This is a genomic window from Pseudoduganella lutea (genome assembly GCF_004209755.1).
GTDB classification, from domain to species: Bacteria; Pseudomonadota; Gammaproteobacteria; order Burkholderiales; family Burkholderiaceae_D; genus Rugamonas; species Rugamonas lutea.
In genome coordinates this window covers 1,394,289-1,419,919 of sequence record NZ_CP035913.1, presented here as the reverse complement: position 1 = coordinate 1,419,919, position 25,631 = coordinate 1,394,289, and the positions used below count along the sequence as shown (strand labels likewise).

Annotated in this window: 19 protein-coding genes and 1 pseudogene; 6 read left to right on the top strand and 14 right to left on the bottom strand. The window is 65.4% G+C overall.

Features of this window, described 5'->3' with window-relative positions:
- Positions 1 to 2: 2 nt before the first annotated feature.
- The 6 genes and pseudogenes from xylF to EWM63_RS05950 form a co-directional block, all read right to left on the bottom strand.
- Positions 3 to 1,001, bottom strand: coding sequence for a D-xylose ABC transporter substrate-binding protein (gene xylF, locus EWM63_RS05975; RefSeq protein ID WP_130185709.1), 999 nt, complete (start codon positions 999 to 1,001; stop codon positions 3 to 5).
- Between the two features lie 285 nt (positions 1,002 to 1,286).
- Positions 1,287 to 3,053 (bottom strand): IlvD/Edd family dehydratase, encoded by a 1,767-nt coding sequence (locus tag EWM63_RS05970; protein WP_130185708.1) that lies wholly within the window; start codon positions 3,051 to 3,053, stop codon positions 1,287 to 1,289.
- Complete coding sequence (locus EWM63_RS05965; RefSeq protein WP_130185707.1) at positions 3,050 to 3,922, bottom strand: SMP-30/gluconolactonase/LRE family protein; 873 nt, start codon at positions 3,920 to 3,922, stop codon at positions 3,050 to 3,052. The genes EWM63_RS05970 and EWM63_RS05965 overlap by 4 nt, the downstream gene beginning before the upstream one ends.
- On the bottom strand, positions 3,919 to 4,713 hold the full coding sequence (gene xylB, locus EWM63_RS05960) for a D-xylose 1-dehydrogenase (RefSeq protein ID WP_130185706.1): 795 nt from the start codon (positions 4,711 to 4,713) through the stop codon (positions 3,919 to 3,921). Before xylB ends, EWM63_RS05965 begins: the two co-directional genes overlap by 4 nt.
- Positions 4,713 to 5,920: pseudogene (locus tag EWM63_RS05955) on the bottom strand (fumarylacetoacetate hydrolase family protein). The gene xylB and the pseudogene EWM63_RS05955 overlap by 1 nt, the downstream one beginning before the upstream one ends.
- Positions 5,921 to 5,963: 43 nt before the next feature.
- Positions 5,964 to 7,376, bottom strand: a complete 1,413-nt coding sequence (locus EWM63_RS05950) for an enolase C-terminal domain-like protein (RefSeq protein WP_130185705.1) — start codon at positions 7,374 to 7,376, stop codon at positions 5,964 to 5,966.
- 198 nt (positions 7,377 to 7,574) lie between these two features.
- Here EWM63_RS05950 and EWM63_RS05945 point away from each other — a divergent pair, with 198 nt between their 5' ends.
- From EWM63_RS05945 to EWM63_RS05935, 3 genes are read left to right on the top strand one after another with little or no spacing between them, the layout of a single operon-like run.
- Positions 7,575 to 8,846 (top strand): SGNH/GDSL hydrolase family protein, encoded by a 1,272-nt coding sequence (locus EWM63_RS05945; RefSeq protein ID WP_229487752.1) that lies wholly within the window; start codon positions 7,575 to 7,577, stop codon positions 8,844 to 8,846.
- A complete protein-coding gene (locus tag EWM63_RS05940; protein ID WP_207221249.1) occupies positions 8,843 to 10,447 on the top strand; it encodes a glycoside hydrolase family 43 protein in 1,605 nt (534 codons plus the stop codon). The genes EWM63_RS05945 and EWM63_RS05940 overlap by 4 nt, the downstream gene beginning before the upstream one ends.
- Complete coding sequence (locus tag EWM63_RS05935) at positions 10,444 to 13,305, top strand: glycosyl hydrolase 115 family protein (RefSeq protein ID WP_130185704.1); 2,862 nt, start codon at positions 10,444 to 10,446, stop codon at positions 13,303 to 13,305. The genes EWM63_RS05940 and EWM63_RS05935 overlap by 4 nt, the downstream gene beginning before the upstream one ends.
- 54 nt (positions 13,306 to 13,359) lie before the next feature.
- Here EWM63_RS05935 and EWM63_RS05930 read toward each other — a convergent pair whose 3' ends face one another.
- Positions 13,360 to 13,938 carry a DUF2939 domain-containing protein gene (locus EWM63_RS05930; protein WP_130185703.1) on the bottom strand — a complete coding sequence of 193 codons (579 nt, stop codon included), beginning with the start codon at positions 13,936 to 13,938 and terminating at the stop codon, positions 13,360 to 13,362.
- Between the two features lie 241 nt (positions 13,939 to 14,179).
- Positions 14,180 to 15,298 (bottom strand): endo-1,4-beta-xylanase, encoded by a 1,119-nt coding sequence (locus tag EWM63_RS05925; RefSeq protein WP_130185702.1) that lies wholly within the window; start codon positions 15,296 to 15,298, stop codon positions 14,180 to 14,182.
- A gap of 136 nt (positions 15,299 to 15,434) precedes the next feature.
- Between EWM63_RS05925 and EWM63_RS05920 the strand changes: the two genes are divergently transcribed.
- Positions 15,435 to 17,567 carry an alpha-glucuronidase family glycosyl hydrolase gene (locus tag EWM63_RS05920; RefSeq protein ID WP_229487751.1) on the top strand — a complete coding sequence of 711 codons (2,133 nt, stop codon included), beginning with the start codon at positions 15,435 to 15,437 and terminating at the stop codon, positions 17,565 to 17,567.
- Between the two features lie 149 nt (positions 17,568 to 17,716).
- Positions 17,717 to 18,847, top strand: a complete 1,131-nt coding sequence (locus EWM63_RS05915; protein ID WP_130185700.1) for a LacI family DNA-binding transcriptional regulator — start codon at positions 17,717 to 17,719, stop codon at positions 18,845 to 18,847.
- A gap of 200 nt (positions 18,848 to 19,047) precedes the next feature.
- Here the strand turns inward: EWM63_RS05915 and EWM63_RS05910 are convergent, their stop codons facing one another.
- Positions 19,048 to 19,542, bottom strand: a complete 495-nt coding sequence (locus tag EWM63_RS05910; RefSeq protein ID WP_130185699.1) for a MarR family winged helix-turn-helix transcriptional regulator — start codon at positions 19,540 to 19,542, stop codon at positions 19,048 to 19,050.
- 401 nt (positions 19,543 to 19,943) lie between these two features.
- Complete coding sequence (locus EWM63_RS05905; protein WP_165390760.1) at positions 19,944 to 20,213, bottom strand: DUF4148 domain-containing protein; 270 nt, start codon at positions 20,211 to 20,213, stop codon at positions 19,944 to 19,946.
- Positions 20,214 to 20,426: 213 nt separating this feature from the next.
- On the opposite strand from EWM63_RS05905, the gene EWM63_RS05900 reads away from it, so the two are divergent.
- Positions 20,427 to 20,825, top strand: coding sequence for a hypothetical protein (locus EWM63_RS05900; protein WP_130185698.1), 399 nt, complete (start codon positions 20,427 to 20,429; stop codon positions 20,823 to 20,825).
- A 93-nt stretch (positions 20,826 to 20,918) separates the two neighbouring features.
- Here EWM63_RS05900 and EWM63_RS05895 read toward each other — a convergent pair whose 3' ends face one another.
- The 4 genes from EWM63_RS05895 to sodB all read right to left on the bottom strand — a co-directional run bounded on the left by EWM63_RS05895 (position 20,919) and on the right by sodB (position 25,507).
- A complete protein-coding gene (locus EWM63_RS05895; protein WP_165390759.1) occupies positions 20,919 to 22,268 on the bottom strand; it encodes an MFS transporter in 1,350 nt (449 codons plus the stop codon).
- A 269-nt stretch (positions 22,269 to 22,537) separates the two neighbouring features.
- A complete protein-coding gene (locus EWM63_RS05890; protein ID WP_130185697.1) occupies positions 22,538 to 23,563 on the bottom strand; it encodes an SDR family oxidoreductase in 1,026 nt (341 codons plus the stop codon).
- A 118-nt stretch (positions 23,564 to 23,681) separates the two neighbouring features.
- Entirely contained in the window at positions 23,682 to 24,725 is a 1,044-nt protein-coding gene (gene mgrA, locus EWM63_RS05885; protein ID WP_130185696.1) for an L-glyceraldehyde 3-phosphate reductase, read from the bottom strand.
- A gap of 203 nt (positions 24,726 to 24,928) precedes the next feature.
- Positions 24,929 to 25,507: a superoxide dismutase [Fe] gene (gene sodB, locus EWM63_RS05880; RefSeq protein ID WP_130185695.1), complete on the bottom strand. Its 579-nt coding sequence runs from the start codon at positions 25,505 to 25,507 to the stop codon at positions 24,929 to 24,931.
- Positions 25,508 to 25,631 lie beyond the last annotated feature (124 nt).

The window sequence follows — 25,631 nt, the reverse complement described above, 5'->3', positions numbered from 1 at the left end:
TCTTAATTGGCGGTCAGTTGGGCCTTCGTATAGAACCCGTCCTCGGCCAGTACCTGCACATTGGCCTTCGTCAGCGGGATGGGTTTCAGCAGCAGCGTGGGCACCTGCTTGGCGCCATTGTTGTACTGCGAGTTGAAGCCGGGCTTCTCGTTGCGCACCAGTTGCACGGAGAGCTTGGCCGCCTCGGTGGCGATCAGCTTCAGCGGCTTGTAGACGGTCATTGCCTGTGTGCCGGCGATCACGCGCTTCACCGCGGCGAGATCGGCATCCTGGCCGGAGACCGGCACCTTGCCCTGCAGCTTCTGCGACGTCAGCGCCTGGATCGCGCCGCCGGCCGTGGCGTCGTTCGAGGCCACGATGGCGTCGATCTTGTTGTTGTTGGCGGTCAGCGCATTCTCGACGATCGACATCGCCTCGGAAGCGCTCCAGTCCTTGACCCACTGCTTGCCCACGACCTTGATGTCACCCTTGTCGATCAGCGGCTGCAGCACCTTCAGCTGGCCCTCGCGCAGCATCTTGGCGTTGTTGTCGGTCGGCGCGCCACCCAGCAGGTAGTAGTTGCCCTTCGGCTTGATCGCCTTGATCGCCTCGGCCTGCAGTTCGCCCACTTTCTGGTTGTCGAACGAGATGTAGGCATCCACGTCGGAGTTCAGGATCAGGCGGTCGTACGACACCACCTTGATCTTGGCCTTCTTCGCCTCGCGGATCGCGTTGTTCAGCACCGTGGCGTTGTAGGGCACGATCACGAGCACGTCCACGCCGCGCGAGATGAGGTTCTCGATCTGCGAGATCTGGCGCTGTTCGCTGGCATCGGCCGATTGCACGTACACCTTGGCGCCGAGACGCTCCGCTTCCTTGACGAAGTAATCGCGGTCGCGCGTCCAGCGCTCGAGGCGCAGGTCGTCGATGCAGAAGCCGATTTTCGGGTTTTTCGCATCCGCCAGGGCGGCGGTGGAGGTAAGGGCGAGCAGGGCGCTCGCGATGGCGATCTTCAACTTCATGGTGTGTCTCCTAAGATGGGTGGCCTGTGGCCTGTTGTTGTTATCTTGGATCGTTAAAGGTGCTTGTTTAACTCATCGTGCTCGAATTCGTTTGCAACTGGCGCAAAGGCGCCGATTCAATGGTGTCTGACACTTTTTCGCTCGCGAAAAAGTGTCAGACACCGGTTTTCCCGGCCGTAGTCGGCGATCGCTGAAGAAAACCGGTGTCCGACACCTTTTCCGGATAATGCGCCCGGAAAAAGTGTCAGACACCAGCGGATCAACCTCGCGCCGTCAAACCCGTGGTCAGTGGTTATGCCGCGGCACCACGTCGCGCAAATTGCGGTACTCCAGCGCCAGTTCCATGCAGGCGCCCGATTGCATCTGCCCCACGGTGGAGCGGTAGATCTGCTGCCATGGCGTCTGGCTGGCCGGGAAGGCCGGGATGCCATCGCCCTTGCGCCGTTCGATCTCCGCCTCGTCGACGAGCATGTTCGCGGTGCCGTTGTTCAGGTCGACGCGCACGGTGTCGCCCGTGCGGATCCAGGCCAGGCCACCGCCCACCGCCGATTCCGGCGACGCGTTCAGGATCGACGGGCTGTCGGACGTGCCGGACTGGCGGCCGTCGCCCAGCGTGGGCAGGTTCTTCACGCCACGCTTGATCAGCGCATCGGGCGGTTGCATGTTGACGACTTCGGCCGAGCCGGGCCAGCCGATCGGGCCGGCGCCGCGAATGACCAGGATGCAGTCTTCGTCGATGTCCAGCGCCGGATCGTTGATGCGCTTGTGGTAGTCGTCCGAACCGTCGAACACGATGGCGCGGGCTTCGAACACGCCTTCGCTGCCGGGGCGGCTCAGGTAGCGTGCGCGGAATTCGTCCGAGATCACGGACGTCTTCATGATCGCGAAGTCGAACAGGTTGCCGGACAGGACGAAGAAGCCCGCCTTTTCCTTCAGCGGCGCCGCGAACGGCCAGATCATCTCGCGATCGTTCGTCTCCTTGCCGACCAGGTTTTCCTTCATGGTCTTGCCGGTGACGGTGGCGCGGTCGGAGCGCAGCAGGCCGTTCTGCTCCAGTTCCCACATCACGGCGGGCACGCCGCCCGCGCGGTGGAAGCGCTCGCCGAGGTACTTGCCCGAAGGCTGCATGTTCAGCAGCAGCGGCACGTCGTGGCCGTACTTCATCCAGTCTTCCGTGTGGATTTCCACGCCGGCGTGGCGGGCCATCGCCATGATGTGCTGCTGCGCGTTGGTGGAACCGCCGATCGCCGCATTGGTGACGATCGCATCGAGGAACGCTTCACGCGTCAGGATCGACGAGGGGCGGACGTCCTGCTCGGCCAGCGCCACGATGCGCCGGCCGGTCTCGTAGGCCATCTGGCCACGTTCGCGGTACGGTGCGGGAATGGCCGAGCAGCCGGTCAGCGACATGCCCAGCGCTTCGGCGATGGCATTCATCGTCGACGCCGTGCCCATCGTGTTGCAGTGGCCGGCCGATGGCGCGGACGCGGCGGCGATCTCGAGGAATTTCTCGTTGTCGATTTCGCCGGCGGCCAGGCGGCGGCGGCCTTTCCAGATCGCCGCGCCGGAACCGACCAGTTCACCGTCGAGCCAGCCGTCCAGCATCGGGCCGCCGGACAGCACGATGGCCGGCAGGTCCAGCGTGGCGGCCGCCATCAGTTGCGATGGTGTCGTCTTGTCGCAGCCGGTCGTCAGCACCACGGCATCGATCGGGTAGCCGTGCAGGATCTCCACGAGGCCCATGTAGGCCAGGTTGCGGTCGATCGCGGCGGTGGGGCGGCGGCAGTTTTCAAAGATCGGGTGCAGCGGGAATTCCATCGGAATGCCGCCCGCATCGCGGATGCCGTCGCGCACGCGCTTGGCCAGGTCCAGGTGGATGCGGTTGCACGGGCTGATGTCGCTGCCCGACTGGGCGATGCCGATGATCGGCTTGCCGCTGCGCAGCTCGTCGGGAGTGATCCCGTAGTTCATGAAGCGCTCGAGGTACAGCGCGGTCATGTCGATGTGGTCGGGGTTGTCGAACCAGTCCTGGGAACGGTAACGGCGGGTCATTTGATAAATCCAATCATGTGCTGCGGCAGGCCCGGCACGTCGACCGGGAACGCGAACACGCCGCCCGCGAGCGGGGCGACGGCACGTTCCTCGTCGGTGAGGCCTTTCGTGGCGGTCGTGGCGAAGGCGGTTTTCAGGTCCGGACCGCCGAAGGCGATCTTCGTGATGTTCGGCACCGGGAAGGCGATGGTCTGCAGCAGTTCGCCGGCGGGCGAATAGCACAGCACGCGGGCGCCGCGGAAGACAGCGACCCATACGTTGCCGGCGCTGTCGACGGCGGAACCGTCCGGCCAGCCCGGCGCCTCGATCGTGGCGAACACGCGCTTGTTGGCCAGTGTACCGTCGGCGGTCACGTCGAACGCGTACACGGTCTTGCCAAACGTGTCGGTGTGGTAGAAGGTCTGGCGGTCCGGGGAAAACGCCGGGCCGTTGGTGATGATGATGCCGTCGTCGTGCTGCGTGAGGGCGGTGCCGTCATAGCGGTACAGCGCGCCGCTGGCCGCCGCCTCGGCATTGTCCATCGAGCCGAACCACACGGCGCCGTCGTGCGCGACGTGGCCGTCGTTCAGGCGGTTGCCGGGGCGGTCCGCTTCGAATTGCGTGACGGACGTGAACTCGCCGGTCGCGGGATCGAAGTGCACCAGCTTGCCGGCCAGGCCGCAGACGAAGCCGCCCGCCTGCGCGGGCAGGGCGAAGCCGGTCTCGTCGGGCATGTCCCACGTCTGGCGGTGCTCACCCTGCGCGTCGCAGCGGTGCAGCTTGTGCCCCTTGATGTCGACGAAGTACAGCATCTGCTCCACCGGGTGCCAGACCGGACCTTCGCCCAGCGTGGCGGCCAGCGGCCAGATGCACTGGGGTGTCGTCGTCATTTGCCGTCCCCGTACCAGCCGGCGTCGACGAAGTAATCGCGGCCGGTGCAGCGCGATGCCTGGTTCGACGACAGGAACAGCGTCAGCGCCGCCACGTCTTCCGGCTCGATGCGCTCCTTCAGCAGTTGCGAAGCCATGATCTGCGCTTCGCCTTCCGGCGTGTACCACAGGGCCATCTGCTTCGGCGTCTTGACGGAGCCGGGGATCACGGTGTTGACACGGATGCCGTCGTTGCCCAGGTCGCGGGCCAGGCCTCGCGTCAGGCCTTCGATGGCCGCCTTCGCGGTCATGTACAGCGTCAGCTGCGGCAGGGCCAGGTACCACGAGATCGAACCGAAGTTCAGGATCACGCCGCCGCCATTGCGCTTCATGCCCGGCGCCACGGCCTGTGCGCAGAAGAACTGGTGGCGCAGGTTCACGGCCAGGCTGTCGTCCCAGTACTGCGGCGTCACGTCGGCCACGGCGTGGCGATGGTCGTTCGCCGCGTTGTTGATCAGGATGTCGACGGGTCCGTCGCGCTCGATCTCTGCAAACGTTTTCTTGAGCTCTTCAAGATTCGTCATGTCGCAGTGCAGGAAGCGCGGCTGGTGGGGCGCCTGCGGGTAGCTGGCCGCCAGTTGCTGCGACGGTTCATCGGCGATATCCAGGAACACCACCTGCGAACCCTGCCTGACGTAGGCATCCACGATGCCCGCGCCGATGCCCGTGCCGCCGCCGGTGACGACGACACGCTTGTTCTTCAGATCCGGATAGGTGGCATATTCAAACGGTTGCACTCTTTCGCCAGCCATCATTTTTCTCCAGTTGCTGCAGTTACATTTGCCAGCAAGCCGCGGCGTGCCAGGTTGTTGTACAGGGCGCGAACGCCGAACGTCCATGGCGCGATTTCATCGCTGCGGTGGACGTGGTTGACAAGGGCCCCAGCGCCGGGCTCGCGATGGTGACGCGGTCGCCCTTGTGGTGCGTGAACCCGCCGCCCTTGGCGTCGCGGTCCTTGATGGGGGAGAACATGGTACCGAGGAACAGCATGAAGCCGTCCGGGTACTGGTGGTGCGCGCCGCAGGTCTGGCCGATCAGGTCGAGCGGATCGCGGCTGATCTGCTTCATCAGGCTCACGCCGTCGAGCACGAAGTCGTCGTCCACGCCTTCGATGGTCAGGCGCACTTCGGCATTGCGCACGGTGTCGAGCGAGTACTTGTCGTCGAACAGGCGGATGAACGGGCCGATCGCGGTGGAACCGTTATTGTCCTTGGCCTTGCCGAGCAGCAGGGCGCTGCGGCCTTCGATGTCGCGCAGGTTCACGTCGTTGCCCAGCGTGGCGCCGACCGGCTTGCCCTGGCTCGTCACGGCCAGCACGATTTCCGGTTCCGGGTTGTTCCACTTCGATTCCGGGTGCAGGCCCACGTCGGCGCCGAAGCCCACCGCCGACATCGGCTGGGACTTCGAGAACACTTCGGCGTAGGGGCCGATGCCCACTTCCATGTACTGCGACCAGGCGCCGCGGCTGATGAATTCCTTCTTGAGCTGTTCCGCCTGCGGCGAACCGGGCTTGATGCTGGAGAGGTCGGCACCGATCGATGCCAGCAGCTCGCCGCGCAGCTGTTCGGCGCGCGCAGGGTCGCCGTTGGCCTGTTCCTCGATCACGCGTTCCAGCAGGCTGACGGCGAACGTCACGCCGCAGGCCTTGATGGCCTGCAGGTCGTTCGGGGCCAGCAGGCGGGGGATGTCCGCCGCCGGGTTGGCCGACAGCGCATTCTCGATCAGTGTTTCGGCGCGGCCCAGCGATTCGCCCGGCGCCGAGCGCACGATGGCCACGAGGTCATCGCGTTCCAGCAATTCGGAGACCGTCGACACATGGTGCGTGATGTCGAACACTTCGCCGTTACGGACGGCCACGACGGCGGGGCCGTCGACGTTACCGCTCCGCCATACGCGGCCTACGAGCAAAGCCTGCGGCAGATCGGCAGGCAACAAGGACAGGGCTGGCGCTTCCTTCATATGAGTCTCCTCTTGTTCTGGTTATGGATGGATCCGGGGCGAGTCAGCGGCCCAGGCTGGGCAGCTTCGGCGAATAGGTCCATCCGGGAATCAAATACTGCATGGCCATCGCATCGTCGCGCGCGCCGGTGCCCACCTTCAGGTACAGAGCATGCGCGGCGGCGATACGATCCAGGTCCGGTTCGATGCCCAGGCCGGGGCGATCGGGCACGGCCACTTCGCCGCCGATGATCTGCAGCGGTTCGCGGGTCAGGCGCTCCTGCCCCTCCTGCCAGATCCAGTGCGTGTCGATCGCCGTGATGCGGCCCGGCGCGGCGGCCGCCGCGTGCGTGAACATTGCCAGCGACACGTCGAAGTGATTGTTCGAATGCGAGCCCCATGTCATGCCCCATTCCTGGCACAGCTGGGCCAGGCGCACGGAACCCTGCATCGTCCAGAAGTGCGGGTCGGCCAGCGGGATGTCCACGGCGCCCAGCAGGTGCGAATGCGCCATCTGCCGCCAGTCGGTGGCGATCATGTTCGTGGCGGTGGGCAGCCCGGTGGCGCGCTTGAACTCGGCCATGGTCTCGCGGCCCGAGTAACCGTTTTCGGGACCGCATGGGTCTTCGGCATAAGCCAGCACGTGGCCCTGGTTGCGGCACAGGCGGATCGCCTCGTCCAGCGACCAGGCGCCGTTGGGATCGAGCGTCACGCGCGCATCGGGGAAGCGCTTCTTGATGGCGGTGACGGCGGCCATTTCCTCCTCGCCGCGCATCACGCCGCCTTTCAGCTTGAAGTCGCGGAAGCCGTAGCGGGCCACGGTGGCCTCGGCCTGTTCGACGATGGCTTGCGGCGTGATGGCTTCCCGGTGGCGCAACGAGTACCAGTCGTCCTTTCCGGCCGGGCCTTCGAGATAGGGCAGGTCGGTGCGCGTGCGGTCGCCGATATAGAACAGGTAGGCCAGCATCGGCACCTTGTCGCGCTGCTGGCCGCTGCCGAGCAGTTCGCAGACGGGCACGCCGAGGTGCTGGCCGAGCAAGTCGAGCAGCGCGGCCTCGATCGCCGTGACGACGTTCTCGAGGCGCAGGTTGATTTCATGGGGCTGCTTCAGCACGGCCGCCTCGGCAGCCGACGTGACCTGGTGCTGCAGCGTCTGCGGGCCGCTGGCTTTGCCGGCGATGCCTTCGCGCACCGCGTTCAGGGTGCGGTTGAAGCGGCCGATCTGCGTGCCCACGACGCGCGGGATCGCGTTTTCCAGCGCCTTCGTGATGCCGGCGCCGCCCGGCACTTCGCCCATGCCGGTATTGCCCGCGCTATCGGTCAGCAGCACGAGCGTGCGCAGGAAATACGGGCCGTGCGCACCGCACAGGTTGAACAGCATGCTGTCGTGGCCGGCCACCGGAATCACCTGCATCGCCGTGATCACGGGTGTTTTGGAGCCTGCATTCGTCTCGTTATTATATGTTGCCTGTACCATCGGCTTAACCTAAAATGAATAGCGCTAACATTTTGCAGTTTGCGCGAATTAACGTGGCAAGTCAACAGATCGGCACTGTAAAGATTGGCAAAAAGAATGGCGGCGGTAGCGCTACAACATCCGCCCTGAGCAGCAAGCATAAAAACGCACGCAAACTACGTTGAATTCAATTCAACGCGCGATAAAAACGGAGACGACATGCGACAACTGCACACCGGGCTGCGCGCCCGCGGCATGGCTGCCCTTGTGGCCACGATGATGGCGGCTGCATCCGCCACGGCCGCTGAAACACCGAAAAACTGGCACTGGGTCGCCTCGTGGGGCGCCGCCCAGATGGCGCCCGAGCCGCAGAACGAACTGGCACAGGAACACTGGCGCGACGCGACGCTGCGCCAGGTCGCGCACGTGGCCCTGGGCGGCGAGAAGCTGCGGGTCCGTATCAGCAATGCGTTCGGCACCACGCCGCTGACGGTGGAGGCGGCCGGCATCGGCCTGGCCAGGGCACCCGGCCATCCGGATATCGAGCCGCAATCGGCCAGGGCGCTGACGTTCGGCGGCCGTGCTTCCGTGATGATCCCGGCCGGCGCCGAGTACTACAGCGACGTGGTGGCCATGCCCCACAAGGCCGGTGCGGACATTGCCGTATCGCTGTACTTCAACGCCGCGCCATCGAAGCAGACGGGCCATCCGGGTTCGCGCGCGACCAGCTTCGTGGCGAAAGGCCAGCGCACGCTCGACGCGGCCTGGACCGATGTCGAGAAGATCCCCCGCTGGTACATGCTGGCCGACGTGGAAGTGCAGGCGCCGCGCGACGTGGGCGCCGTGGTGGCCGTGGGCGACTCGATCACCGATGGCTATGGCACCACGACGGATGGCAACGACCGCTGGCCGGACGTGCTGGCCGGGCGCATCGCGCAGGGCGGCAAGGCGATGGGCGTCGTCAACGTGGGCATCGGCGGCGGCAGGATGCTGCGCGACGGCCTGGGCCCGAACCTGGCCTCGCGCTTCGACCGCGACGTGATCGCCCGCGCCGGCGTGACGCACGCCGTGGTGATGATCGGCGTGAACGACCTGGGTGGACAGCACCGCAACGGCGAGGATATCCCGGCTGCGCGGGCCAAGCTGGTCGAAGACCTGCAGCAGGCGCACCGGCAACTCGTCGAACGCGCCCATGCGCATGGCATCTGCGTGATCGGCGGCACCGTCACGCCGTATGCCGGCAGCGATTACTACCGGCCCGCCGCCACCAACGAGGCCGACCGCCAGCAGCTGAACGACTGGATCCGCAAGTCCGGCGTGTTCGATGCGGTGGCCGACTTCGACGCGGCGCTGCGCGACCCGCAGGCACCGGACCGGCTGCGCAAGGAGTACGACAACGATGGCCTGCACCCATCGATCGCGGGCCTGCGCGCGATGGCCGACGCCGTGCCACTGAAGGCGCTGCGGACGCGCTGTGGCGGTGCGAAATGAGGGCCGCCCTGCTGCCGTCGACCCTGCTTGCAGCCGTGCTGACGGCGGCAACGGCAATGCCGGCGATCGTGGCCGCGGCCGATACCGGAACCTACCGCAATCCCGTCATCAAGGGCTTCCATCCGGACCCCAGCATCTGCCGCGTCGGCAAGGATTACTACCTGGCCAACAGCACTTTTGAATACTTCCCGGGTGTGCCGATCTTCCACAGCCGCGACCTGGTGAACTGGAAGCTGATCGGCCATGCGCTGACGCGAGAATCGCAGCTGCCGCTGAAAGGCCAGCGCGCATCGCGCGGCATCTATGCGCCCACGCTGCGCTGCGAAGGCGGCACCTTCTACATGATCACGACGAACGTGGAAACGGGCGGCAATTTCATCGTCCACACGAAGGACCCCGCCGGGGAATGGTCGGAACCCGTATGGCTGAAGGAAAAGACGCCATGGATCGACCCTTCGCTGTTCTTCGACGACGACGGCACCGTGTACTACACGCGGCACGACGGCGGCGAGAAGGGCGGCATCGTGCAGGCCCGCATCGACGTGAAGACCGGCAAGCTGCTGGAGGAACCGAAGCGGATCTGGAACGGCACCGGTGGCGTCTGGCCGGAGGGGCCGCACCTGTACAAGGTGGATGGCTGGTATTACCTGATGATCGCCGAAGGTGGCACGTCCTATGACCACATGATCACCGTGGCGCGCGCGAAGTCGCCCTCCGGGCCGTTCGAGGCGCACAAGGGCAACCCGATCCTGTCGCATCGCAACCACCCGGCACTGCCGCTGCAGGCCACCGGCCACGGCGACCTGGTGCAGGCTGAAGACGGCAAGTGGTGGATGGTGCTGCTCGGCGTGCGGCCCCAAGGTGGGCCAAATGAGCGCAAGCACCACCTGGGCCGCGAAACGCTGCTGGCGCCGGTGACATGGCAGGATGGCTGGCCCGTCGTCAACGGCGGCAAACCGCTGGCGCTGGAAATGAGCGCGGCCGGGCTGCCAACCGCGGCGCCCTGGCCGAAAGAACCGGTGCGCACGCACTTCGACCAGCCGAAGCTGGACCTGCACTGGACGTTCGTGCGCGGGCCGTCCACCGGCCTGTATTCGCTGTCGGCGCGGCTCGGCTTCCTGCGCCTGAACGGCAGCAAGGCAACGCTCGACGACATCGCTACGCCGGCCTTCGTGGCGCGCCGCCAGCAGCACCTCGATGCCCGCATTGCGGCGCGCATCGACTTCGCGCCGGATGGCCCGGGGCAGTATGCGGGCCTGGCGCTGCGGCAGAACGAAGCCAACCACTATCAGTTGCGGGTCGCCGGCAGCAAGGCTGCGCGCCGTGTCGAGCTCGTCACGCGCGTGAAAGGTGAAACGAAAGTCGTCGCCTCCGCCGCCTTGCGGCCGGGGCCCGTGGACTTGCAGGTGCGCGCCTGGCCCGACCGCTATCAATTCAGCTACGCACAGGATGGCAAGGCGCCCGTGCTGCTGGGTGCCGCGCCGACGGCCGCGCTGTCGTCGGAAGACGCGGGCGGTTTCACCGGCGTGTTCGCCGGCGTGTTCGCGACCGGTGCGCAAGCCGACGTCGACTGGTTCGACTACGAAGCGCTGGGGGAATGATGAACGCCTTTCGCTTGATCCTGCTGGCGGTGCTGCTCCAGCTGGCCGGTGCCGCGCATGCGCTGGGCCAGAAGCCCTTCATCGCCTTCGAGCGCGACTCGCTGAACGCCGTCGAGCTGCTGGCCCGGGGCAGGGCTGCGCCGATCTTCATCGATGCCGGCGACCATGCGGGTGTGCTGCGCGCGGCCGGCGACCTGCAGGCCGATATCGCCCGTGTCGGTGGCGTGAAGCCGGCGTTGCGCACGGTGTCACGCCCGGACGCGGCGCTCGGCATCGACATCGTCATCGTCGGTACGCTCGGCAAGAGCGCATTGATCGACGGCCTGGCGAACAGCGGCATGCTCGACGTGGCACCGATCCGCGGCAAGTGGGAAGGCTACCTCGTGCGCACCGTGCGCAACCCGATGCCGGGCGTGCAGCGCGCGCTGGTGATTGCCGGCAGCGACAAGCGCGGCACGATCTACGGCATCTATGAAGTGTCCGAGCAGATCGGCGTGTCGCCGTGGTACTGGTGGGCCGACGTGCCGCCGGTGAAACGCAAGGCGCTGTACGCGCAGGCCGGCACGGCGCTGCACGATGCGCCCGTGGTGCAATACCGCGGCATCTTCCTGAACGACGAGGCGCCGGCGCTGACCGGGTGGGCGAAGGAGCGCTACGGCGGCTACAACAGCAAGTTCTACAAGGGCGTGTTCGAACTGATCCTGCGCTTGCGCGGCAACTACCTGTGGCCGGCGATGTGGGATGCGGCATTCTTCGACGACGATCCCGAAAACGGCCGCCTGGCCGACGAATACGGCATCGTGATGGGCACGTCGCACCATGAACCGATGATGCGTGCGCACAAGGAATGGTCGCGCTACGGGAAGGGCCCGTGGGACTACAGCCGCAATGAAGCCGTACTCAAGGCGTTCTGGCGCGATGGCCTGAAGAAGACGCGCGACTACGAGAAAGTCATCACGCTCGGCATGCGCGGCGATGGCGACGAGCCGATGTCGCGCGATGCCAACGTGGCGCTGCTCGAACGGATCGTCGGCGACCAGCGCAAGACGATCGCCGGGGAACTGGATGCGGATGTCACGAAAGTGCCCCAGGCATGGGCGCTGTACAAGGAAGTGCAGGATTACTACGAGCAGGGCATGCGCGTGCCGGACGACGTGCTGCTGCTGTGGTGCGACGACAACTGGGGCAATATCCGCCGCCTGCCCACGAGGGAAGAGCGCCAGCGCGCCGGCGGCGCGGGCGTCTATTACCACTTCGATTACGTGGGTGGCCCGCGCAACTACAAGTGGCTGAACGTGACCCCGCTGCCGAAGGTGTGGGAGCAGATGCACCTGGCGTGGAAGCACGAGGCCACGCGCATGTGGATCGTCAACGTGGGCGACCTGAAGCCAATGGAAGTGCCGATGGAATTCTTCCTGGCCTATGCATGGAACCCCGCCGCGTGGCCGGCCGACCACTTGCAGGAATACCAGCGGCTGTGGGCAACGCGCGAGTTCGGCGCCCTGCATGCGGCGGACATTGCCGACATCGTCGCGAAGTACGCGCAGTACAACGGCCGCCGCCGCCCGGAAATGCTGGAACCGGACACGTACAGTTTTGTGAACTATGGCGAATCGGCGCGCATCGTGGCCGAGTACCGCGAGCTCGAGGCACGCGCGGAGAAGATCTTCGCCAGCCTGCCGAAGGAGCGCCGCGATGCGTTCTACCAGCTGGTGCTGCATCCGGTGAAGGCTGGCGCCGTCGTCAATGAGCTGTATGCAACGGCGGGCCTGAACCGGCTGTACGCGAAGCAGGGCAGGGCCGCCGCCAACGACATGGCCGGCCGTGCCCGCGCGCTGTTCGCCGACGATGCCGCGCTGACGCGCCGCTACCATGCGATCAATGGCGGCAAGTGGAACCACATGATGGCGCAGACGCACCTGGGCTACACGTACTGGCAGCAGCCGCCGCGCAACGTGATGCCGGCCGTGAGCGAAGTGCAGGTGTCGAAGGCCGGTGAGCTGGGCATCGCCATCGAGGGCAGCGAAGGGGCATGGCCGGATGCGCAGGGCCTGAAGCTTCCCGCGCTCGATGCGTTCGAGCGCAAGCCGCGCACGGTGGAACTGTTCAACCGGGGCGGCACGCCGTTCCGGTATGCGGTGCGTGCCAGCGCGCCGTGGATCGTGCTGGATAAACCGTCCGGCACGGTGGACAAGGTGCAGCGCATCGCCGTGGATGCCCGCTGGGACCAGGTGCCGGCCGGCGTCACGGCCGCCACGTTGTTCGTCACCGGCCCGAACGGGGAGGCCAGGATCGAGGTGCTGGTTCACAAGCCGACCGGTGAGCAGCCGGCGCGAGGGTTCGTTGAAGCCCACGGCGTGGTGTCGATCGAGGCCGAGCACTATGCCCGGGCGGTCGCAGCGCCAGGCCGCGAGTGGCTGAACGTGCCCGGCCATGGCCGCACGCTGTCGGGCATGACAACCTTGCCGGTCGATGCGCCGGCCCTGGCGCCGGGCGACGGCATGCGGCTCGAGTACGACATGCACCTGTTCAGCAGCGGCAACGTGAAGGTACATGTCACCGTGGCCCCGACGTTGAAATTCCAGCCAGGGCAGGGCCTGCACTTCGCGGTGGCGTTCGATGGCGAGCCCCCGCAGGTCGTCAACCTGCATGCCGATGCGTCGGAAAAACACTGGGAAAAGATCGTTGGCGATGGTGCCGCCGTGTTCACCACGCGCCATGCGGTCGGCAAGCCAGGGGCGCACGTGCTGAAGATCTGGGCGCTCGATCCGGCCGTGGTGCTTCAGAAGGTGGTCGTCGATACGGGCGGGATGAAGGCCAGTTATCTGGGGCCGCCGGAAAGCCCGCGGGTGAAGTAAGGAATGGCCGTACGCCGTGCCGGATACCACGGAGGTATCCGGCACCGGCACGCATCAGCGCAGCCGTGGCAGTTCGACCCCCACAAGCTTCCAGGTCGCGAATCCTTCGCGTTCGAGGACGAATGCGATGCCCGGCTGGCCGTCGGGGGCGAGGGCCCTGGCAACGAAGACGTTCATGCCGCGGCGCTCGGACGTCCACCGTTTTTCCTCGGGCCGTTCTTCGTGCTTGCCTTCCCGCTTTTTCTCGTGCCGGGTATCGGGTTCCCCGTCCCCGGCATCGTTCATTTCACCGGTACGCATGGCGTCGGCCAGCCGCTCGGGCGTGACCATCACGTCGACCAGGCCGCCCCCGACGAGGTTGCCCAGCATCGCGCCGAAGGCGGCACCGACATCGGCCAGGCCGCTATCGCCGGCCGCTTCCCGCGCGCGGCGCTCCGTCATCGCACGCACCTGCCCCTTCAGGCTTTCCCGCACGCGGGGAAAATCGACGTGCTTAGCCAGTGCCGCCGCATCGTGCGCCTGCGCGGCGTTGCGCATCGCATGCAGCGTCAGGTAAGGGGAAAAGTACCAGAAGGCTGCCAGCGCGGACAGCAACAGGAAAAGCGATGTGACGAGGAGACGGCGGCGGGACATGATGAGGGCTCCGGTTGCAAGGGATCGCCACTATAACCGCACATGTCGGACCGGCCGTGCCCGTGTCCCGGTGCCGGGCGCGAGACCTTGCCAGCCAGAAAAACAGGGGACGTACCCCTGTTTATAGGCAACTAACTACCGACAACTGACGTGGAGCCAGCAAGCGGCGGGGACACCTGCCGCGAAATTTCCCGGAAACCAGGGTCTGTCCCCAGTTTGTTTGCTGGGAAAGGCTGAGGGCCTACGCCTTGCGTTGCGGCATGGCGCGCAGCGAGGCGGCGAGGGCGTCGCGCAGCGGCTTGGCGCGCAGCTGGGCATCGTAAGGGCAGGGGCGCTGCGGCAGCTTGTCCTTGCGCGGGGCCTCGTCCCAGGTCTGCAGCCAGCTCACGTTGTCGGACAGTCCCCACAGCAGGAAATCCTTCAGCTGCGGGTAGGACAAGGTAACGTCGAGGTAATCCCTGGCCATCGCGGCCACGCCGGCATCGCGCATCGGGAAGTCGGCCGGCAACATGCGGTCGTTGACGTCGAACTCCGTGATCAACAGGTCGTAGCCCATGCCCGTGACTTCGTCGAGGAAAGCGCGCCAGTCGCGCACGGGGTCGGTCTTCTGCTTTTCATCGTCCCACGAACCGATGTGGCTCTGGATGCCCAGCGCCTGCACGGGCGTGCCGCGCTTCTTCAGTTCGGCCAGCATCTTCAGCACGCCGGCCCGGTGTTTCGCGCTGCCCGCATCCTCGCGCATGTAGTCGTTGTAGACCAGCTGTGCGTGGGGGGCCTGCTCGCGCGCCACGCGGAACGCGAAGTCGATCTGTTCGGTCGCGCCCATCCGCTCCGTGAAGACGTTCTTGCGCATGTCGCCGGTCGCCGGGTCGACCGCTTCGTTGACCACGTCCCAGCTGTAGATGCCGGTGCCGTAGTGCTTGCAGACGGTCGTGATGTGCTCGCGCAGCAGCCGTTCCGCTTCGCGCGAACCCTGGCCGAAGTCGTGGGCATTGACCCATGCCGGCAGCCACTTGGCCGGCTGCCAGACGAGCGTGTGGCCGCGCACCTGCATGCCTTCCTTGCGCGCCCATGCGAACATCTCGTCGGCGGGGGCGAAGTTGTGCTGGCCGCGTTTCGGTTCGAGCGCCGGCCACTTGGTTTCGTTCTCGGCCACGATGACGGCACATTCGCGCGCCATCAGCGCGCGGTGCGCCGGATCCTTGAAGTACTTGTAGCCGAGCGCGTTGCCGAAGCGCAGGCCCTTGGCGGCGGCGATCGCCTTCAATGGCTCCTGGGCGGCGGCGAACAGCGGGGGCAGGGTGGCGGCGCAGGCCGTGCCGGCCAGCAGGCGCAGCATGTCGCGGCGGGTCGTGGTCATCTTGTCTCCATGTCGGCTCGTTGGCCGGGTTTTATTTGTGGCGTGCGATAGAAGGTTACGCTAACATCGGAAATGGTGCAAACGGTTGCGCTACCAAAAAACAACGGAGACGAATTTGCGAGTTCTAAAAGGAGCCTTGGCGGCAGTCGTGTCGCTGGTCGTCGTGCTGGCGCCAGCGCACGCCGTGGAAGAAGATGGTTACCAGCTCTGGTTGCGGTACCGTCCCCTGCAGCAGACTGGCCAGGCGCAACAGCAGGCGCAGACGATCAGCTATGCCGGCAAGGCCTCGCCGACGGTACGGGCAGCCATCGACGAACTGCGCCGCGGCCTGCAGGGCATGACGGGCAAGGCACCGGCTGTCGCCACGACGGTCGCCAGCGGTGCCATCGTGCTGGCGAAAGCCGGCGCACTGCCGCAAGGGTTCAGTGCGGACGGCCTGGCGGACCTGGGCCGCGAGGGCTACCTGCTCAAGAGCGCCTCCGTGAATGGCAAGCGCGTGACGGTGATCGCCGCCAATGACGACATCGGCCTGCTGTACGGTGCCTTCGGGCTGCTGCGCGCGCTCGATACCGGCAAGGGGCTCGCCGCGCTGGACGAGCGCTCGGCGCCGAAGCTGCAATTGCGCGTGCTGAACCACTGGGACAACCTCGACCGCACGGTGGAGCGCGGCTACTCGGGCCAGTCGATCTGGAACTGGTGGGAGTTGCCGGATATCCGCGAGCGCCAGTATGTCGACTACGCGCGCGCCAACGCTTCGCTGGGCATCAACGGCACGGTGCTGAACAACGTCAATTCCAAGGCCGAGATCCTCACGGCGCCATGGATCGCCAAGGTGGCCGCGCTGGCCGACGTGCTGCGCCCCTACGGCATCAAGGTCTACCTGTCGGCACGCTGGTCCACGCCGCTGGAATTGAAGGAAACGACGACGGCCGACCCGCTGGCGCCCGAGGTGGCGGCATGGTGGCGCGCCAAGGCGGACGAGATCTACCGCGCCATTCCCGACTTCGGCGGCTTCCTCGTGAAGGCCAACTCGGAAGGCCAGCCCGGCCCGCAGGACTACCATCGCACCCACGCCGATGGCGCCAACATGCTGGCCGCCGCGCTGGCGCCGCACAAGGGCATCGTGATGTGGCGCGCTTTCGTGTACGCGGCCGAGAAGCCGGACGACCGCGCCAAGCAGGCCTACGATGAATTCAAGCCGCTGGATGGCAAGTTCGCCCCGAACGTGATGGTGCAGGTGAAGAATGGCGCGATCGACTTCCAGCCGCGCGAACCGTTCCACCCGCTGTTCGGCGCCATGCCGCGCACGCCGCTGATGATGGAATTCCAGATCACCAAGGAATACCTGGGCTTCGCCATGCACATGGCCTATCTCGGCCCCCTGTTCGAGGAAGTGCTGAAGGCCGACACGATGCAGCGGCCGAACGGTCTCACCGTCGCGCAGGTGCTCGAGGACACCGAGCATGGCCAGCGTTTGACCGGCATGGCCGGCGTGGCCAACATCGGCAGCTCGCGCACGTGGAGCGGTTCGCACTTCGACCAGGCCAACTGGTATGCCTACGGCCGCTTCGCGTGGGACCCGCAGGGCGACTCGCGCGCCTTCGCCCGCGAATGGGCGACGCAGACGTTTTCCCGCGAACCGCAGGCCGTCACGCAGATCGTCGACATGATGATGCGCTCGCGCGAAGCCGTCGTCGACTACATGACGCCGCTCGGCCTGCACCACCTGATGGACACGGGCCACCATCACGGCCCCGGTCCTTGGGTGGACAATCTCGGCCGCCCGGACTGGAACCCCACCTACTATCACAAGGCCGACAAGAAGGGCATCGGCTTCGACCGCACGGCAACCGGCAGCAATGCGCTGGCGCAGTATGCGCCGGGCGTGGCGAAACGGTGGGCCGATCCGCGCACCACGCCGGACGAGCTGCTGCTGTGGTTCCACCACCTGCCGTGGGATTACGCGATGCCATCCGGGCGCACGCTGTGGACCGAGCTCGTGGCCCGCTACGACCGCGGCGTGGCCGAGGCGGAAAGCTTGCGCGCCCGCTGGGAAAAGCTGAAACCGCTCGTGGACGAGCGCCGTTACGACGAGGTGGCCCAGCGGCTGGACACGCAGGTGAAGGAGGCGCGCTGGTGGCGCGACGCGTCGGTGGCGTACTTCCAGTCCGTGTCCGGCTTGCCGCTGCCGCCGGGTGCAAAGAAGCCCGGACGCACGCTGGAGCAGTACAAGGCGATCAAGTTCCCGTACGCCGCCGGACACCACTGAGCGTGCCGCGAAGGGCCGATGTGTGCGCTAACATCGGCCCGACCCCGGTGCTAGAATGGCAGATGCGTGGTAGATGCGTGGCAGATGGGGACATGCCGTGGCACGGTATGTTAGAGTCCGCCAAATAACTATTCGATAAGTACAGTCCGATGACGAAAATACAGGCGAAAGCGCCCATCTCGCCCGGGGAAAAGAGCGCGCAACCGGTGGGTCGGGGCGACAAGCCCGGCGTGCCGACGATGTCCGACGTCGCCAAGCTGGCCGGCGTGTCGCCGATGACGGTGTCGCGCGTGATGAACGGCGACCCGAACGTGCGCCCGGCCACGCGCCGCAAGGTGGACGAGGCCGTGGCCGCGCTGAACTACGTGCCGAACCAGGCCGCCCGGCGCCTCGCCGGCGCGCGCGCGATCCGCATCGGCTTCCTGTATTCGAATCCCTCTGCCGGCTACCTGAGCGAATTCCTCGTCGGGCTGCTGAACCAGGCCAGTATCCACAACGTGCAGCTCGTGGTCGAGAACTGCGAAGACGGGGTCACGTGGGAAGCCCATGCGCGCCGGCTGATCGAGAATGGCGTCGACGGCATCATCCTGCCGCCGCCGCTGTGCGATACGCAGGAACTGATCGAACTGGTCGCCCAGGCCGATATGCCGGCGGCCACCGTGGCCTGCGGCCAGCCCGACCCGCGCGTGGGCGCCGTGTCCATCGACGACTATCACGCCGCGTATGACATGACGAGCCACCTGATCTCGCTGGGCCACCACCGGATCGGCTTCGTCATCGGCCATCCGAACCAGACCGCCTCCGCGCGCCGGCTCGAAGGCTACAAGGCCGCGATCGCCGACAGGGGCGGCGATGCCTCGCCCGAGCTGGTGGTGCAGGGCATGTTCACGTACCGTTCCGGCCTCGACGCGGCCGAGATCCTGCTGGGCCTCGAGCAGCGCCCGACCGCGGTCTTTGCCAGCAACGACGACATGGCCGCGGCCACGGTAGCCATTGCCCACCGCCTGGGCCTGGACGTGCCGGGCGACCTCACCGTGGCCGGCTTCGACGACACTGCGCTGGCGACCACGATCTGGCCCGAGCTGACCACCGTGCGCCAGCCCATCGCGCAGATGGCGGAAATGGCGGTGCAGTTCCTCGTCCGCCAGATCCGCACGCAGCGCGACGGCGTGGTGCAGGCGCCCGAACACATCGTGATGGACTTTTCCCTCATCCGGCGCCAGTCCGACGCCGCCCCGCGCCGCCGGCCGAAGCTGGCCGGCAAGTCGTCCGAGGCCTAGACCGGGGCTCGCCAGAAGCGCCTGGTGTCGGACACCGGTTCTCCCATGAAGCGGCAAAACCGGTGACAGACACCGTTTTTCCTGGAACTTGCGTTCCAAAAGAATCGGTGTCTGTCACCGGTTTTGGCCCTGAATACAGGCAACTTTATTGCGTGACGACGTTGCGGTGATCGTCACTGTACACGTCAGCGCGTGTCGCGTTACAGGTTGTCCAGGTTTTCCAGTTGCCGGGCAAACAGCTGTTCCTGCAGCTTGAGGTCCTGCGGCGTCAACCCGTCGTAGGCCCGCGTGGTGCGGCTCCACACTTCGGGCATCACCTGTTCAATCAGGCTGCGGCCGCTGTCAGTCAGCGAGATCATCACGCAGCGGCGGTCGCCCGGCCGGTTGCCCCGCGTGATCAGGCCCTGCGTTTCCAGGTCGTTGCACACGCGCGTGAGGTTGGCCGGCTTTTCCATGCAGGCTTCGCCCAGCGTCGATGCCGTCGACGTTTCGTTCTCCGAGCCGTACAGCACGGCAAGGACCATGTAGCTGGCGTCCACGAGGTCGTACTTGCGCAAGACGGCGTTCGAGATATCCTTCATCCGTTTTTGCACGTGGTACGTCATGCGGAGCAGGCGCATCAGGTCTTCCGGGAAGGCTGGAATCCGCTCATGGATATTCTTCAGGCGCTTGTTCGTCGCGTCAAAACTGCTCATCGGCGCACTCCTGTGCAATAGGTCTGTCAATACATGGATTGTACTAGTGGTTGCACAAAGGTAAATTGTTTTTAGATGCCTTGACCCAGGCGAATGCCCCGTCCCCAACGCCACCAGGCTTGCAGTATTGTCCGGCCGCGTCCGTTCTGCACGCAATCAACGGCCACGCCAACCCGGCAATACCTGCCGTGTACGCTGGGTGTCACTTGCATCCGCGATGCCGGCCTGGCTGCCTGGCACCCTGAAAACGATTCCGGCCGGTAGCGATCGATAGCATTCCGCCAGACACGGCCGGCCATTCGGAAAGTGTGTCTTTGCTACAACATTAGTCCCTTCGGCAACGCCCTGGCAACGACGAGGGCGGCAGGGCACGACACGCGACGTGGCGCCGACAGGTGCCGTTACTGCGCGTAGTGCTTGCGGGTCTGCGCAACGTCCATGTCGGCTTCGGTTTCGATCAGCGTGCCGTTCTTGCGCGCTTCGACGACTTGCGCCCGTACTTCGGCACGGGTCAGTCCACGCTGCTTCGGTACCTGTACCGTGGCGACTGCCGAGGCGGCGGAAGCGGTGCCCGCGGTCGTGGCGTTTGCCGCATCGGTGTTTTCCGCGCCGAAGGCGGCACCAGCAGTGGCAAGGGTAAGGGCGGCGATGAGGTAGTAAGCAGTTTTCATAATGTTCTCCTGTAGGATGCACTAATTATAGACATGAAATATTCATTTGTGAAATAAAGTGTTTTGATATCGGAGATTCGACAGCGAAATGACTCGGCCTGCTTTCCTGGCGCCAAGGTTCTTGACGATTTCTTCATGTGCGACGCCGTTCGGCACAGGCTGTTACAGTCTTTGCAAGGCCGCACTGGCGGCGATGCAATCACAGGAGGCTTTATGTCAGGTACCAGCACACTCGATCCCGATAACTTCCCGACGGCACCGGACCGCGTGCTCGGTCGTGGCCATGGCACGGGGGCGCTCGGCCCGAGCGACACGTCCGATTCCGGCAGCGACGTGCAGGGCGGTTCGGGACTGGCCCAGCAGATCGAGGAAAACAATCTCGATGGCGGCACCAACGAGGATCTCGACGAGAACACGGCGGGCGGCACGGCCGGGCCGGATGTCGGCGATGCCGATCTGGACAGCGATACGGATGCCGGTGGCACCGGCGAGCGCGCCACCGTGGGCCGCGACACGACGTCGCCGGATGGGGGCGACATCAATGTCGACCACATCGAATCGATACCGCTGACCGGCGAGCGGGAAGCGGACGATATCGAGCGGGGCGCCTGAACGGCGCAGCGAACGAAGAAGGCCTGCAACAAGGCCTGCAGCGAATGAAAACGGGGCCGCAAGGCCCCGTTTTCCATGGTGCGGCGAACCGCGTTACGCGGCGGCCGCGGTTTTTACGACCGGCCTGGAAAACTCGAAGCGCTTGATCTCGCCCACCAGGAACAGGTAACACAGCACCGCCGCCAGCGCGTTGGCGCCGACGAACACCAGCGCGCCGTAGAACGACCCGGTGGCCTGCAGGATGAAGCCGATGACGATCGGCGTGGTGATGCCGGCCACGTTGCCGAACATGTTGAACAGCGAACCGCTCATGCCGCCGGCCTGGCTGGGCGACGTGTCGCCAACGACGGCCCAGCCCAGTGCGCCGATGCCCTTGCCGAAGAAGGCCAGCGCCATCACGGCGACCACCACCTGGTCCGATTCCACGAAATTGCACAGCACCATCGTGGTGGCCAGCAGCAGGCCGCCGATGATCGGTGTCTTGCGTGCCACCGACGTGCTGTAGCCGCGCTTGATCATGCGGTCCGAGATGATGCCGCCGAGTACACCGCCGAGGAACCCCGCGATCGCGGGCAGTGCGGCAATGAAGCCGGCCTTCAGGATCGTCATGTGGCGTTCCTTGACCAGGTAGATCGGGAACCACGTGAGGAAGAAGTAGGTCAGCGTGTTGATGCAGTATTGGCCGATATAAATTCCCAGCAGCATGCGCGAGGACAGCAACTGCTTCAGGCACGACCAGGTGTCGATCTGCTGTTTCACTGCGCCCATGGTTTCCAGGTCGACGAGCGCGCCGCCCCGTTCGATGTGCAGCAGCTCGGCCGCGTTGGCCTTCGGGTGCTGGCGCGGGCCATGGACGAATTTCAGCCACGCCAGCGACATCACGATGCCGAGACCGCCCATCACGAAGAACACGCTTTCCCAACCGTAGGTGTGCACCAGCCAGCCCATGAGCGGGGCAAACAGCACGGTGGCGAAGTATTGTGCCGAGTTGAAGATGGCGGCCGCCGTGCCACGCTCGGATGTCGGGAACCACGAAGTCGTCAGACGACTGTTGCCCGGGAACGATGGGGCCTCGGCCGCGCCGACAATCAGCCGCAGCGTGAACAGCATGGCGACGGCGGCGCCGCCGCTGAAGAAGCCTACCCAGCCCTGGAGCACCGTGAACAGCGACCACAGGAAAATCGAAAAGAAATACACGATCTTGGTGCCGAACCGGTCCAGCAGCCAGCCGCCGGGCAACTGGCACAGCACGTAGGACCAGGAGAAGGCCGAGAAGATCAGGCCCATCTGCACGGGCGTCAGCCCCAGTTCCCTGCTTAGTTCCGGGCCGGCGATCGAGATCGTGGCACGGTCGGCGTAGTTGATCGTGGTGACGATGAACAGGATCGCGAGGATCGTCCAGCGTGTGCGGGTGGCCTTGATGGCCGGTATGTGCTTGCCCATGGTGTCTCCAAAGCTTCCAGTTGTGATCGTTATGGCTGAGTTGTTGTCAGTCGTCATACAACCGTGCGCAGTATAGCGAGCAAATTCCGGCCCGCGCAAGTGGTTTATCGGTCAACATCCATGGTGGCCCGCAACCCATGACAGCGTTTTCAGATTCTGCGGGCGCAGGGGTTTGAAATGCTCGCTTTGGCGAACTGATATGACGCTGCAAGAAGTCGGCGGACGAAAAAAAGGGCTGCCTCAGCAGCCCATTTCAGGAAAGTGAAGCGTTAGTCCGTGCGACCCTGTTCGCCCGTACCGGCTGGCCGGGTCAGCATCCACGCGGCCGCCAGCATGCCGCCACCCAGCAGCGCCAGTTTCAGTGGCGAACGGGTCACGGGGCGGTAACTCGTGTCGGCGCCCGTTGTCTGGATCCCGAGCCTGGTCTGCAGTTCCTGCGTGGGATCGGACGAATGCAGTGCGTCGCTGCGGAACCAACGCGACGGCTTCTTCGTGCGCTGCTGGTCCCACATGGCCGACGCGCCCAGCTTGTCGAACAGGCTGGGCAGCGTGAAGCCGCCGATGGCGTTGGCTTTCGCCGCGTTGCCGACGAAAACGTCGCGCCGCGGATGCTGGGCCGCGTCGAGGATTGCCTCGGCCACCATTTCCGGCGGATAGACCGGTGCCGGCAGCGTCGGTTCCACGTCCATGTAGTTCTTGGCGTGTACTGGGAACATCGTGTCGATCGCCGCCGGTTTCACGAGCGTGACGGAGATCGGCAGCTTGTCGTGCTCCAGTTCCATCCGCAGCGCATCCGTGTAGCCCTTCACGGCGTGCTTCGATGCCGCGTACATGCCCTGCAGGGGCACGGCCACTTCGGACAGTTCGCTGCCCAGGTTGATCAGCGCGCCGCCGCTCTGCCGCAGGTGCTTGACCGCTTCCAGCGAGCCGTTGACCACGCCCCAGAAATTGGTCTGGAACAGGCGGTGGTTGTCTTCCTCGCTCACTTCCTCGGCGCGGCCGAAGATCGAGATGCCGGCATTGTTGACCCACGTATCGATGCGGCCGAAGCGTTTCAGCGCCGCCTGCGCCAGCGCATGCACCTCATCCTTCTTGCCCACGTCGGTGGGCACGGCCAGCGCCTCGGCGCCGCGCTGGCGCAGCTGTTGTTCCAGTTGTTCCAGGGCTTCCTCGCCGCGGGCGGCAAGCACCACCTTCGCGCCGCGCGCGGCCGCCATCCGGGCCGTGGTCAGGCCGATGCCGCTGGTGGCGCCGGTGATGACGATGACCTGGTCCGAGAGTCGTTTCAAACGCATGCTGGGCTCCTTCACTGTGTACAGGTTGACAATTGGTTGACGCGCTATCGTACCCGGCAGCATTTTTAAAGCGCACACCATTCCGGCAGTCAAGACCTGCGTGCATGGCCCGGGCAGGTCAGGCCGCGCTGCCCGACGACCCCGCCCACAGGTTGATGCCGCCTTCCCGGGCCAGCGCATCGATGGCGCGCAGCTCGTCGTCGCTGAACGCGAGCTTGTCCAGCGCGGCGATGTTCTCGCGGATCTGCGCGCTGTTCGATGCCCCGATCAGCGTGGACGTGATGCGCGGATCGCGCAGCACCCAGGCCAGCGCCATCTGCGCCAGCGACTGGCCGCGTGTCCGGGCGATGTCGTTCAGGCCGCGCACGCGCCGCAGGTTGTCCTCGGACAGGTGCGCCGCCTGCAGCGAGCCGCCGCCGGGGCGGTTGATGCGCGCATCCTGCGGAATCCCGTCCAGGTACTTGTTGGTGAGAATGCCTTGGGCCAGCGCCGTGAACGTGATGCAGCCGATGCCCTGGCGGCCCAGCGTGTCGAGCAGGCCTTCGCTTTCGATCCACCGGTTCAGCATGTTGTACGACGGCTGGTGAATCAGGCACGGCACTTTCCACTCCGCCAGCAGGCGCTGCGCTTCCTCGGTCTTTTCCGCGGAATAGGACGATACGCCCACGTACAGCGCCTTGCCCTGCTGGACCGCGTGCGCCAGCGCGCCCATGGTTTCTTCCAGCGGCGTATCCGGGTCGAAGCGGTGCGAGTAGAAGATGTCCACGTAGTCCAGGCCCATGCGCCGCAGGCTCTGGTCCAGGCTGGCCAGCACGTACTTGCGCGAGCCGCCGCCCTGGCCGTACGGGCCGGGCCACATGTCCCAGCCAGCCTTCGTCGAGATGATCAGTTCGTCCCGGTAAGGCTGGAAGTCGTCGCGGAAGAGGCGGCCGAAGTTGGTTTCGGCGCTGCCGTATGGCGGGCCGTAGTTGTTGGCCAGGTCAAAGTGCGTGATGCCATGGTCGAACGCCGTGCGCAGCATGTCGCGCTGCGTGGCCGTGCTCGTGGTGTCGCCGAAGTTGTGCCACAGGCCCAGCGACAGCACCGGCAGTTTCAGGCCGCTGCGGCCGCACGTGCGGTACTGCATCGTTTCATAGCGTTGGCGGGATGCCGTGTAGGTCATGCTGTCTCCTGCAAGGAAAAGCCCGCCGGGTGGCAGGCTTGCAGATGATAAAGCACCCATCGGCATCGGGCGCGCCCGATGGCACTTGCGCGGGCCATGCTGCGACAGGCACCGCCAGCAGTACCAAGGGCAGCAAAGAAAACGGCCCGCGTAGCGCGGGCCGTGATTGCCTGCCATGCTCCGCGAGCGGAGCATGGTCATCTTCAGGCGAAGTTCTGGTTCACGAATTCCCAGTTGACCAGGTTCCACCACGATTCCACGAACTTCGGACGGGCGTTGCGGTAGTCGATGTAGTACGCGTGTTCCCACACGTCGACGGTCAGCAGCGGCTTGTTCTCGGTGGTCAGCGGGGTGGCGGCGTTGGACGTGTTGACGATATCCACCGAGCCGTCGGCCTTCTTCACCAGCCAGGTCCAGCCCGAACCGAAGTTGCCGACGGCCGACTTGCTGAATTCTTCCTTGAACTTGTCGAACGAACCCCACTTGGCGTTGATCGCCTCAGCCACGGGGCCGGTCGGTGCGCCGCCGGCGTTCGGTGCCATGCAGTGCCAGAAGAACGTGTGGTTCCATACCTGGGCGGAGTTGTTGAAGATACCGCCGGAGGATTTCTTGATGATTTCTTCCAGGGACAGGTTCTCGAACTCGGTGCCCTTGATCAGGTTGTTCAGGTTCGTCACGTAGGCCTGGTGGTGCTTGCCGTAGTGGTATTCCAGCGTTTCAGCCGAGATGTGCGGTTGCAGTGCGTCTTTCGCGTACGGCAGCGGAGGCAGGGTATGTTCCATGTGCATTTCCTTATGAGGGGACTAAAGAATCAACGTTTTCAAAACGCCCATCATTGTAATGCGTTGCCTGCCGCCCTGCCGAAATCCCCCGTAAATAGTGATGCTACGGGAAAGTACATACCGC